General features: G+C 36.0%; 9 protein-coding genes. 5 read left to right on the forward strand and 4 right to left on the reverse strand.

From position 1 onward, the window contains the following. Positions 1-110 precede the first annotated feature (110 nt). Both E3U55_RS02510 and E3U55_RS02515 read right to left on the reverse strand, forming a co-directional pair. Positions 111-1,160 carry a glycosyltransferase family 4 protein gene (locus E3U55_RS02510; RefSeq protein WP_134338750.1) on the reverse strand — a complete coding sequence of 350 codons (1,050 nt, stop codon included), beginning with the start codon at positions 1,158-1,160 and terminating at the stop codon, positions 111-113. Between the two features lie 263 nt (positions 1,161-1,423). Next, on the reverse strand, positions 1,424-2,608 hold the full coding sequence (locus E3U55_RS02515) for an N-acetylmuramoyl-L-alanine amidase (RefSeq protein ID WP_228547456.1): 1,185 nt from the start codon (positions 2,606-2,608) through the stop codon (positions 1,424-1,426). A gap of 180 nt (positions 2,609-2,788) precedes the next feature. Here E3U55_RS02515 and secA2 point away from each other — a divergent pair, with 180 nt between their 5' ends. Beyond that, entirely contained in the window at positions 2,789-5,176 is a 2,388-nt protein-coding gene (gene secA2, locus E3U55_RS02520) for an accessory Sec system translocase SecA2 (RefSeq protein WP_134338752.1), read from the forward strand. A gap of 11 nt (positions 5,177-5,187) precedes the next feature. Beyond that, entirely contained in the window at positions 5,188-6,078 is an 891-nt protein-coding gene (locus E3U55_RS02525; RefSeq protein ID WP_134338753.1) for an accessory Sec system S-layer assembly protein, read from the forward strand. A 95-nt stretch (positions 6,079-6,173) separates the two neighbouring features. On the opposite strand, the gene E3U55_RS02530 is transcribed toward E3U55_RS02525, so the two are convergent. Further along, positions 6,174-6,392, reverse strand: coding sequence for a CopG family transcriptional regulator (locus E3U55_RS02530; RefSeq protein WP_134338754.1), 219 nt, complete (start codon positions 6,390-6,392; stop codon positions 6,174-6,176). Positions 6,393-6,518: 126 nt separating this feature from the next. Here E3U55_RS02530 and E3U55_RS02535 point away from each other — a divergent pair, with 126 nt between their 5' ends. Both E3U55_RS02535 and E3U55_RS02540 read left to right on the forward strand, forming a co-directional pair. Continuing rightward, the gene (locus tag E3U55_RS02535) at positions 6,519-7,883 is read left to right on the forward strand and encodes a S41 family peptidase (RefSeq protein ID WP_194840796.1); all 1,365 of its coding nucleotides are present in this window, start codon (positions 6,519-6,521) and stop codon (positions 7,881-7,883) included. A 390-nt stretch (positions 7,884-8,273) separates the two neighbouring features. After that, positions 8,274-9,818 carry a S8 family peptidase gene (locus E3U55_RS02540; protein ID WP_228547447.1) on the forward strand — a complete coding sequence of 515 codons (1,545 nt, stop codon included), beginning with the start codon at positions 8,274-8,276 and terminating at the stop codon, positions 9,816-9,818. Positions 9,819-10,024: 206 nt separating this feature from the next. Here E3U55_RS02540 and E3U55_RS02545 read toward each other — a convergent pair whose 3' ends face one another. Next, positions 10,025-11,509: an APC family permease gene (locus E3U55_RS02545; protein WP_228547448.1), complete on the reverse strand. Its 1,485-nt coding sequence runs from the start codon at positions 11,507-11,509 to the stop codon at positions 10,025-10,027. A 308-nt stretch (positions 11,510-11,817) separates the two neighbouring features. On the opposite strand from E3U55_RS02545, the gene E3U55_RS02550 reads away from it, so the two are divergent. Further along, complete coding sequence (locus tag E3U55_RS02550; RefSeq protein WP_134338756.1) at positions 11,818-12,375, forward strand: hypothetical protein; 558 nt, start codon at positions 11,818-11,820, stop codon at positions 12,373-12,375. Positions 12,376-12,521 lie beyond the last annotated feature (146 nt).

A 12,521-nucleotide genomic window follows, 5' to 3' on the forward strand; every position in this document is an offset into this window, starting at 1 on the left:
GTACTCAAGTTTTGTGAATAGTACTTAAGCTATTTAAATTAATACTCAAGTTGCATCAACAAACAAAAAACGTCTGGCACCGCAAACGAGCGAATTGCCAGACGTTTCTATTAGTATCGACGTATATCTAAGCCTTTTTTAACAAAATTTAATAATGGGCGGTAGTTCTTACTAATTAAGCCAGTTAACTCTACAACTAACTCAACAATTAAGAATAAAACTAACGTGAGTAATAAAGACCCCCACATTGTAGCTTTAGTGAATAGCACAGCGGCCAAGCTAAAAATACCGCTTAATACATAAATAAGCAATACCGTTACCGGGTGACTAAAACCAATTTGCAGTAATCGATGGTGTAAGTGGTTTTTGTCTGGTGCAGAAATCGGTAGACCTTGTAGCTTACGACGAATCATCGCAAAAATCGTATCCGAAATTGGTACGCCTAAAATGATTACTGGAATAATAAACGAGAATACTGTTACGTTCTTAAACCCGAGTAACGAGAAGACACCTATCATATAACCTAAAAATAAGGCTCCGGTGTCACCCATAAATATTTTGGCTGGATAGAAATTATAAAATAAAAATCCAACTGTACTCCCTAAAAGCATAAAGCCCATCAACATAACTAAATCATTCCCCATAATGATGGACATACTAGAAATAGTTAGTAATGCAATGGAAGATACACCAGCTGCTAAGCCATCCAGACCATCAATTAAGTTAATGGCATTGGTGATCGCTACAATCCAAAGAATGGTGATTGGAATACTTAACATCCCGAAGTATAACTGTCCACCAAATGGTAAGTTAACAAATTCAACTTGAACAACACCTAGCACAACAACTGCAGCCAAGATTTGTCCAAGCAACTTCCATTTTGGCGAAAGTTCGTATAAATCATCCAGCATTCCGGTAATAACTATAATAGTTCCACCAATTAAAATTGGAATCGTATAGACCGAATCAGGATAAAAGAAAATCATACCAATCATAAAACTTAGATATATCGCTAAACCGCCTAATCGTGGCATAATTTTTTTATGAACTTTTCTTCCGGACGGGTTGTCAACCGCACCTATTTGAATAGCCAACTTTTTAACAAGTGGCGTAATTAACAATGCAACAACAAATGTCAGTAACAAGGACTCAAATTCCATAAAAAGCCCTCCTTATCTATTAGAATAGCCATAATCGCTTTTTTTAAATCGTGTAATAACATCCATGTATAATCCAGCTAATCTCGGACATACTAAAATAAAATTATACCACGAACATGAGCATTCGTTAAGATATTTTAGCCCATCCTATGCATTAGACGTTATAGCTCACGAAAAGTTTCACAATTAGACTATTCGTCGCTATATACGTTTTATGACGCCTTATCTATAAAAGTTGCGCATTATTTAACGATAAAATTTTCTTATCGTTCAAAGTACTCAATGATTCCTTGAGTGATGGAATCAGCGTATAGATAACGATGATTTGAGTTAAGTAATTTCTCTAAATCAGACGGACTAGTCATAAACCCTAATTCAACAAGTGCTGCAGGAGACCCATTCTTATATATAACCCAAAAATCGGCATCTCTAACACCTCGATCATCCATTTCTGCCATTTGAACTAATTCTTGTTGAAGTTCCATCGCGAGAAAACGACCTTCATCAACATTTCCATATTTTGAATCACTGTAAAAAACTTCAGATCCATCCACAGAAGGATCTGAAAAGCTATTGGCATGAATACTAACAAATAGGTCATTGTAGACACTTCTAGATAGTGCTACGCGTTCTTCCAACGACAAGAAATAATCATTATTCCTTGTTAAAATCACATTTGCGCCTAATCTTTCCAATCGATCACGAACGTTTTTGGTCACAGATAAGACAATGTCCTTTTCTTCAGCACCGTTCACTGCTGCACCTGGATCCCAATCACCATGACCAGCATCAACTACGATATTAAGTCCTTCAAGTAATTTTCCACTGACATGACGCAATTTCAAATAATCTTTATGTAAATAGGCTGTTTGTCCTTCAAATTCAGTTTCGACCCAGAATCCATCAGTATCATATATAGGAAGTTCCTGACCTTTGAATACTTGTCCGATCACTTCCGTATCTGTACTTTTACCACTTCTTACATTAAGAGTGTCAGCCGTAACGGTTCCAAAAAAATCAGCCTTAGGATTATTTGGTAGAGTATAAGGTTTTTCCGCTGTTGGATCAATCGAAAAAGTCATCTTATAACCATTTCTCATATTATACCCTTCTGCTGACTTAACATCAGATTCTATGTAAAGCGTATAATCTTCACCAGGATTATATAAATCTGCTGGAGGTAAAACTCTCAATTTGGTCCTCTCTTCATTTAAATAGGTTGCTAGAAACAGTTTTTCCCCATTTTCATTCACCGCATACACGGAATTACTATGTAATGTTGAACGATCCATTTTTTCATTAAATGTAATCGTCCATTCCTTATCTATTGCTACATTGTTTTTGTGTCCAAAATTAATCCATTGCTGTGATTCATCTGCTAAAACTTGTCCACCAGTAAATATTACCAGTGTTAACACTAATGTTACAAAAAGTAATGCTTTTTTCATCAAGTTGTCACCACCTATACGTTGTATGGTTCCTATTTTACAATATATTACCAATCGACTAAATAGTACAAAATATACATATATGTCAGACGTTTAAATTAAATCCGACGTGTAGTATAATTAAATTTGTGTAACTATACGTTTCTATCAATGAGAATCTACATTTAGGAGAGTTAAACTATGTTTAGCAATATCAGAAGATTTTTTAATGATGCGTCCTATAGGCAATTAAAGGGCTATGAAAAAGTCGTCAAAACTATAAATCAATTAGAAGATCAATATACAAAGTACTCAGATGAAGAATTACAAAATATGACGAAGTATTTCAAAGAACAATTAGAGTCAGGAAAATCAATCTTTGACATTCAGGCAGATGCTTTCGCTGTAGTCAGAGAAGCATCAAAGCGTGTCCTAGGCATGCGACATTTTGATGTTCAATTGATTGGTGGACTTGTGCTATGCGAAGGGCATATTGCAGAAATGGCTACAGGGGAAGGTAAAACACTAGTTTCTTCCCTCCCTGCTTACTTACGTGCTCTTGAAGGTAAAGGTGTTCACATCATTACAGTTAACGAATACTTAGCAAAGCGCGATAAAGAACTAATGGGTCAAATTCATGAATTTCTAGGTTTAACTGTAGGTCTTAATGTTCCGGGATTGGCCCCATCTGCTAAAAAGCAAGCATACAATGCTGATATTACATATGGGCTTGGAACTGAATTTGGTTTTGACTTTTTACGTGACAATATGGTTAAAGACATGAGTCAAAAAGTTCAACGACCATACCACTATGCCATTATAGATGAGATTGATAGTGTGCTAATTGATGAAGCAAAAACACCATTAATTATTGCAGGTAAAACACAAGGTAGTGAAAAGCTTCAACGCGTTTGTACACAACTAGCTAAAACGTTCAAGCCAGATGAAGACTATCTATTCGATCCAGAAACTAAAGCAACAAGTTTAATAGATGAAGGGATCTCAAAAGTTGAGCGCGCTTTTGGAATCGATAACTTATTCGAAATTGAACACCAAACGCTCTATCATTATATGATTCAGGCCGTACGTGCTTATGTCATGTTTGAAAAAGACGTCGACTATATCGTGCAGGACGGCGAAGTAAAGCTTGTAGATATGTTTACGGGTCGTGTGATGGAAGGTCGTACATTATCTGATGGACTTCACCAAGCGATTGAAGCGAAAGAAGGTCTAACGATTACTGAGGAAAATAAAACTCAGGCCAATATTACCATTCAAAACTATTTCCGAATGTACCCTACCCTATCAGGAATGACAGGTACCGCTAAAACCGAAGAAAAAGAATTCCAACATGTATACGGCATGAATGTCGTTCAAGTACCAACTAATAAGCCTATTGCACGTACTGACCATAATGATGTCGTTTACGTGAATAAAGATGATAAATTTAGATCAATTGTAAATGAGGTTCGTGAACGTCATATTAAAGGGCAACCTGTACTGATCGGAACCACCTCCATCATTCAATCTGAAAAAGTAGCAGAATACTTAGACGAAACTGGACTAGATTACGAGATTTTAAATGCGAAAAGTGTTGAACAGGAAGTTCGCTTAATTTCATTAGCTGGTCAAAAAGGACAAATCACTGTAGCAACCAATATGGCAGGACGTGGAACAGACATCATGCTCGGTGAAGGCGTGAAAGAACTTGGTGGCCTTTGCGTTATTGGAACAGAGCGTCACGGTGCCCGTCGTATCGATAACCAGTTAAAAGGTCGTGCCGGCCGTCAGGGTGACCCAGGCGAAACACGATTTATTATTTCTTTAGAGGATGACATTATTAATCGTTTCGCTAAGGAAGATAAAGAGAAAAAGCTAGAATCAATTGACATAGATAAGTCAGGTCGAATCACCACGAAAAACATTCATAAATTTATTGATTCGACTCAGAAAATTTCAGAAGGTAGTAATTTTAATATCCGTGAATTCAACTTAAAACTCGATGATGTTGTTAACGACCAACGAAAAGTTGTGTATCAATTCCGCGATCAATTACTTGAAACAGAGAATGCAATTGATATGGTTACTGAAAACATTCCGAAGTTTATTTATACGTTAACTGAAAAGTATTGCCCTGAAACGGTAGTACCAGAAGAATGGCCAATAGATCGATTAGAACTACAATTAAAACGCCTCTTCCCTGGTATTGAAATCAACCTAACTGATCAAGAATACGAAGATATTGAAGATTTACAGGAAAAAATCACTGAAATAATTAACGAATATATTGAGTTTGTTGAGCCATATAGAAGTGAAGAAACTGTGCAACACAAAATGAAACAATTAGCGATTGCTACATTGGATCACCATTGGGTTAAACACCTGGAGCGCATGAACCGTTTACGTGAAGGTGTTGGACTAAGACAATACCAGCAAGAAGATCCAATTCGTTTATATCAAGAAGACGGTTTCGATTTATTCCAGCATGCATTCAATGAAATTCGCCAAGGTATGACTGAACAATTATCACGTTTAGTCCGTGCCTCATTACAGAAAGAAAAAGAACAACGTACAAAGGTAAAAAACTAGGAGGCTAACGTATGATTAATCCATTCAAAAAACGTAAAGGTAAAGATACATCAATCGATGCCGACCAACTCGTTGATGGGGTTGAAAGCCAAGAAGGTGACCAAGAAGTCAGTCCAGAGTTATCGATCCATCCTCAATGGCGTATAGAGGAAGAAGATTTATATGTATTTCGTTTTCAAAATAACAACTTAGAAGCTCTTAAGCCGAATCAACTATCACTAGCAGGTATTGAACTGAATGTAGTTGATGATAAGGGTGTTTCTGTCAGTGCTTTTGTCAGACATTCATTACCAAAGGCCATTAAATTAGAAGAAACGTCAATCGTTTTACTTAATCATGAAGGTAGAAAATTAGCACGCAAATCATTTAATCTTTCTAAACTAGGTGAACTTCCAGCAGAATCTAGTCGACCTTGGGTGTTTGAATTTGCTAAAAAAGACCTTCTAGTTGATTTAGCTGATATACCAACTGAAGACTTTCAGCTTGCATTTGAATTGAAGAAAAAACGCAAGGAACATCAACTGGAACTTGCCGATTCATGGAAAGACTCGTTAGGTTCTGCGGATGTGCAAAAACTTGAGGAAATTACTAAGAATGTAAATCCTCCAAAACCTGGCGAAGTTAACTTCATGGGGTTAGATGCTAAGTTTTTAGGTAGTGGTAATTTACAAGTCACGATCTTAATCCGTAATGGAAGTGAGAAAGAAATTAATTTAGAACAGATTCCATTAGTTGTAGAAGATAAAGATGGAGATGTTGTTGCTCAAGGCGGATTTAAAATGGAAGAATTCAAAGTGTCTGCTAACACAAGCAAACCATGGAACTTCATCTTCCCTCAAAATTTAATTAAAAAACCGAGTGCCGACTTATCTCAATGGAAAGCTTACCCACCTCAGAATTAACCAGCAACCTAAAGATCAGCTTCTGGCATGAAGCTGATCTATTTATTTTTACATACAAAAAATCTCCCGCGAACTTTCACGAGAGAATTTCTGATCTATTTATAATCTTTTTGTGCTTCGATGTTATTTCTTAATAATTCATACACATTGACGTTTGACCCAACTAACTTTTCATTTGCTTCTAGCTGATGTAAAAAGTAATTAGTGGCAAATGACACAAAAGCACTTTTGGCAATCCCTAAACGGTTTGCACGCAATTCAATTTCTTTATGCACTTCCGCATCAAGGGAAATACTTAGTTTCTTTTTCGACATGTGACAAAAACCTCCTAAAAATATCATAAGACGAGGACGATTTATTGTAAAGGTCTTATAAATATATACCCAATTTTAATATAAAGTAATATGGTTTGTCGAATTATATTAAAGGAGAGACATTTTATGAAAAAAATAATTAGAAATATGACATCCTTTAGCTTTGTTATATCTTTTCTGACCATGCTTGCTATACCGGCTTCTGCGATTACTGTTGAAGATGTTAAACCGATTATCGAGGAAGCCTATTTTGAAGAAGTTGATGAATCGATTTATAACGGAACGGTGGATGATGTCTTTAATGAGTTAGATCCATATAGTACATATTATACCGATGAAGAGTACAATCAATTTATGAATAGTATTGAACAATCTTTTGTAGGAATTGGTATTTCATTTGAAGTTGTTCAAGAAGGCGCCTTCATTCAATACGTTTTTCCAGGTTCCCCAGCAGAACAAGCAGAACTTGAACCTGGCGACATAATCATTGAGGTTGATGGTGAGTCCCTAAATGGTGCATCGAGCGAAAAAATGGTGGCTCTTATAGGTGGTGATGTTAATACCACAGTTAATCTTACCATTAAGCGTGGAGAAACAACTTTTAATGTAAATATTCAAAGAGAAGAAATTCAAGCACCTATTGTCCAATCAGGGAAATTAGCTGGTAACATAGGATATATACATTTCTCCTCCTTCCCTGGTGAATTAACGCAAATGATTCAACAACACAAACAAGCACTAAACGGTGTCGATGGTTGGATTGTTGATATTAGAAATAACGGAGGCGGATTATTAACTTCAGCTCAAAAATTACTGGGTATGTTTGAAGGTATTGATACGACAATGGTTGCTAACTTTAAAGAGTATCATGATACGATTCAAACCATAGATCAAGATGAAAAGTTTTCGAAACCTATGAATCTATTAATTAATGAATATAGTGCTAGTGCGTCTGAAATTTTTGCAGCTGCTTTAAAAGATTATGAAAAAGCAACTCTTTTTGGAAATACAACGTTTGGCAAAGGACGTATGCAAAACTTATTTGATTTACCTGAAGGTGGTATCGTTAAGTTAACAGTTGCTACATTTCTATCGCCATTTGGAAATATCATCGACGGTGTTGGCGTTGAACCTCATATAAAAACTAATCAACCACTTGAAGATGCGCATTGGGATCAGTTAAATGAAGTATTTGAGTATAATGTTTTTCAGCATTTAGAGGATATCAATCCAGATCACCAATTTAAAATTACATTAAATCAAAAAGCAGATCTTGAAACATTTAAAGATAAAGTGAAACTGGCAACGTTAGGTGGAGAATTGATTGACTTTGAAGTCGATTTTCTAGAAAATAACCGTTATGAAGTATCTCCTAACTCAAGCTTAAAGTCGGGTGGCGAGTATGCGATGTATATTCAGCCAGGTTGGACAAATAGCGAGGGGCGCTTAGCAAATGAAGGTGCCATTGTAAGAATTAGTGTTTCTGAATAATAAAGAAAAGAGAACTGTATCTCTTCATTGAGGTACAGTTCTTTTGTATAAAAACAAAAAAAGACCTCTCACTCAAGTGAGAGGCAAATAAAAGATAGCGTCTAAATAACCCTTTATGATCGAGGTCAATTTCTATTTTATTATAGTTATATAATGAACACAATGGTTAACCTGTTGATAAATAATTTGCAAATTCGTAATGAAAATTCACTTTTTGAGCCAAATTTTTTCACAAAATTATAATTAGTATTTTTTTATAATTATTATTAATAATAAACTGAGCACTTTGTCCTATTAGTGAATTAATACAATAGTCTGAAGGTTTTTACTCTTTTAAAAACGAATCTAATTAAGTGCATTAAAAAATAATTTGGGGGAGGAAAATATTTAATGCGTAAATTAATAGCTTTGATTGCGGGACTCGCAATCGCACTAATGTCATTCTCTACTTTAGGAGCGGAGACTGAAGAGAACTATTATTCAATTGTTCTTAAAAACAATGCTCAAGTGGAGAAATTTAAAGGTGATCTGTCCTTAATAGATGCTGAGATTGTTTATGAAGTACCTGAGATTGGATATTACCAAATAAAAGGTACTGAAGGTGATTTAAATCAGATTAAAGGGTTTAAAGGAGTTCAAGCAGCTAGCACATCACTATCTTGGAACCTACCTGAAACTCAAAACATTGATTTCAATGGTGATTTAGATCTTTCAGGTGACCTATTAGGTGATTTGAATGGAGATTTATACGGAGATTTATATGGGCATTTTAATGGGGACCTTTTAGGGGATTTAAATGGCGACCTATTAGAAGAAGCTGGTATGGAAATGCCAGGATTCTGGCCAATTCAGTGGGATATTCAACGAATCACTGAAAATGGTGCAAGCTATGCTGAACATACTGGTTCACATGACACTGTAGTTGCAGTTATTGATACTGGTATTAATCCAACACACCAAGATTTAGCTCCAAACTTAATGCCTGGCTCTAAAAACTTTGTACCTCCAGGCGGTTTCCGTGGTACTGAACCTTCTGAAACTGGTGACCCAGGTAATTATGTAGATTTACATGGTCATGGTAGTCACGTGTCTGGTTCAATCGCAGGTGCTGGTAATGGTATGTTAGGTGTAGCTCCAGACCTAGGTCTACGTGCTTATCGTGTATTCGGCACAAGCTCGGCTGAATCTGCATGGATTTACAATGCAATGATTGCGGCTGCTGATGATGGTTCTGATGTTCTTTCTATGAGTCTTGGAGGATGGGATTTATTCGGACAAACATTCGTTAAAAACTCTGAAACAGGCAAATGGGAAAATGTTGGTAACGATGTAGCGGATTATGTAGCATATAAGCGTGCTGCTAAATATGCTGAGAATAAAGGTTCTGTAATCGTAGTTGCTGCAGGTAATGATGGACTTGATTTAAGCAACAACAATCAAGTAATGAATTACTTAAATTCTGAATACGGTAGTGAAAACGTTCAATTCCGCGGGACTGCTAAAACTGTTCCAGCACAACTTTCTAACGTTGTTAACGTTTCAGCTACTGGACCAGAGGATGTATTAGCTCAATACTCTAACTATGGTGCTGGTCAAATTGACATTGCAACTGTAGGTGGAGACACTCGCTTATATAGTTGGTATGCTTCTCAAGGACGTTTAGATGAATATTTAGCTAACCGTATGTATTATTGGGAATTTAATTTAAGCGCTGATAACCGCTCTGACACTGGTTATTACTTCAGTGTAGGTACTTCAATGGCAACGCCTAAAGTATCAGCTGTTGCTGGTCTAATTATCGATCAACATAATGGTGATTTATCACCTGCAGAAGTTAAACACATGCTTCTAAATAACGCTGTTGATGAAGTATCAGGCACTGATTCTAAGTACTTTGGAAGCGGACACTTAAACGCTTATAAAGCACTACAATAATTAATAAAATCTCTCACGAAACCAATCGTGAGAGATTTTTATTTTAAACCAATGTATTAGTGGCCAATACGGCAATTTTAGTGTCCTAAAATTCTAATTAGTGACCAATAACTCAAAATTAGTAGCCAATATACAGTAATTAGTGAACGATAATGGATATGTTAAACATAAAACGGAACGCCCTAAAGCGCTCCGCCTCCTCTTCTCTATTTATCATCGTCTCCACGTTTAAATTGACCTTCGCCTAAAATTAGATAAGCTAATTCTTCCCGATTATAGCTTTGTAATTCGCTTCGTCTAACAAGGTAGAAAATAAATCCTAATACCACCCAGATTAATAATGCTACAAATGATTCTGTGCCTAACTGAGCTGGAGATCCTGGAATTAATAACAATGCCAAGAATGCCACACTTGAAACCATCCCAATAATAGCAATGAATTTCTTACCAGGTCCGACGATGTGTAAGTCTGGATTAAATTTACGATCTTCCTTCTTCCACTTCAACATGGTAAATGCTGCATAACATGTGTAGAAATAAGCAATTGATACACCTACTGAGGACATGCTAACAATCCATCCTAATACATTACGACCAAAGAACGGTGCAACAATTGCAACGATTGCTGCGAAGATAATCGCAAAGTAAGGTGTATTGTGTTTCGTGTGTAATCTAGAAAACCTTTCAGGTAACACTTTTCCACGTGCCATTGCGAACAGCACACGACTTGCAGAGATTAAGAAACCATTTAAGCCAGTGAATATTCCCATCGATAGGGCAATAACCAAGATAATCATTCCACCATTACCGAGGATTTCGGTTACAACATCACCTGTTCCCCATAATGCACCTGCATTGGCAGTATCCTGCCACGGTGCTGCTACTGCTGTTGTGATAATCATAAATGAATAAATAATAGCTGCGAACAATAGCGCCATCATAATCAATGTTAAAGCTTTTTTAGAAGAAAAATTAAATTCCTCTGCAGCTTGTGGTACGTTGTCAAAACCAACATAAGCAAACGGCGCGATCGCTAAAATAGTTAAAATCGCCGCAAGTGGAGATGCTGCTTCCGGACTAAACGCTGGTGACATATTACTAAATGATGTTGCTTCGTTAACTGTCATTAGACCGGTTAAAGTAAATACGCCTAAAATTAATACACACACAAAGAAGAATTGCATACGTCCGGATAACCCAGACCCTTTAATATTTAAGAATGTAAAAAATCCAACTAATAATGCCACAACAATGACTTCAGTAAAATAAACATCCCATCCAGCTACTTCATACATTTTCATGTTTTGAATGAAATCTGGAAATACAAATTTCAACATCAGGGCAAATGCCGTTGCATTTAATGCCACAATACATATGTAACCCAATGTTAAGAACCAACCACTAATATAAGCATGTATACGATTCAAACTTAAGAACGCATACGCAAACTCACCACCAGAAACCGGATAGTTTTTTATTAAGACACCATAACTAATTGCAATGATCGCCATTAATACAGCACCAATACATAATCCCAGTATGACACCCATAGGTCCAACACCCTGCATCCAATCAGCTGGTAATACAAATGACCCCCAACCAATCGAAGAACCTAATGCAATGGCCCATACCCAATGCGGTTTAAGTGTCTTACTTAGTTTTTTCCTTGTCAGTCCACTTTCAGAACTCAATGTGAAAACTCCTTCTTTTTATAAAATATAATTCATAAATTCGACACAAAATTAATTTTACCACTCTTTACTTGCAATACAAAAAATAGAATGAGTAACTATATCCACGTAAATACAACTATATCCCTGATATACCACTATGAATGTAAATAGAGACCTCACAGACTTAAATATGGCGAATTTTGTCTAAATCAAGCACTACTAATGTTATTTTCCCCATTTTGAACCGTATAAATCATTAATTTTTTGACCAAGATGAAAACAGAAAGAACGAATGACGGTTCACCATTGGAAAGGCTGTGAAACTTATGCGCAAATTATTGTTTATTTTACTGATCATCATGCTTTATTTTTCCTTCAATTACGGAATGAAATACCTAAATTACGCATTAGATTTAGAGGTAGAAAAAGAAATTAATGAAGCAAAAGTTTCACTAACTCCATCAGAACCCCGCTGGGTAGATGAAGCAATTTACATAGAAGAGCATAAAGACGACATTAAACCAAAATTTGAAACAGTAGTTAGTCAATATGAAGCCCGATTTGACTTACTAAAGACTGAAACACTGGATCATATCGAACAATTAAAAACTGAAGTTCTTGGTAATTTAAATACAGAGACCAACCCACTAACACTTGGAATGACGATATTAAAGTATGAAAAAAAAGCAGAGCAGCTTGAACAGGAGATTGACCAAACTTTTGATGACTTTTTCAAAAATTATTTATCAAGGCTACACCAATTAGGCTACTCAACCACGCCAGTAAAAAAATTAGAGCGTCAGTATGAATACACAAAGAGGAACATAAAAAATGAACTCGTTCAAGAAGCGAACAGCTGGATTGAAGAACAAAAACGTTTTTAAAAATATGTAAGCCGTGAACATCAAAAAGTTCACGGCTTTTCTACGTTTACCTCTATTAGTTTTGGAAATAATAGATACATATGTTCAGAAAGTATAGACTAGAAAATTTTACTATATTACAATATAAATAATACATATAGGAGAGT

The sequence above is a fragment of the Filobacillus milosensis genome, assembly GCF_004402015.1.
Taxonomy (GTDB): Bacteria; Bacillota; Bacilli; order Bacillales; family Alkalibacillaceae; genus Filobacillus; species Filobacillus milosensis.

Bases quoted from the DNA above. Each gene is read 5' to 3' on its own strand.
- E3U55_RS02510 (WP_134338750.1), bottom strand. From the start codon at position 1,160: ATGGAATTTGAGTCCTTGTTACTGACATTTGTTGTTGCATTGTTAATT.
- E3U55_RS02515 (WP_228547456.1), bottom strand. From the start codon at position 2,608: ATGAAAAAAGCATTACTTTTTGTAACATTAGTGTTAACACTGGTAATA.
- secA2 (WP_134338752.1), top strand. From the start codon at position 2,789: ATGTTTAGCAATATCAGAAGATTTTTTAATGATGCGTCCTATAGGCAA.
- E3U55_RS02525 (WP_134338753.1), top strand. From the start codon at position 5,188: ATGATTAATCCATTCAAAAAACGTAAAGGTAAAGATACATCAATCGAT.
- E3U55_RS02530 (WP_134338754.1), bottom strand. From the start codon at position 6,392: ATGTCGAAAAAGAAACTAAGTATTTCCCTTGATGCGGAAGTGCATAAA.
- E3U55_RS02535 (WP_194840796.1), top strand. From the start codon at position 6,519: ATGAAAAAAATAATTAGAAATATGACATCCTTTAGCTTTGTTATATCT.
- E3U55_RS02540 (WP_228547447.1), top strand. From the start codon at position 8,274: ATGCGTAAATTAATAGCTTTGATTGCGGGACTCGCAATCGCACTAATG.
- E3U55_RS02550 (WP_134338756.1), top strand. From the start codon at position 11,818: ATGCGCAAATTATTGTTTATTTTACTGATCATCATGCTTTATTTTTCC.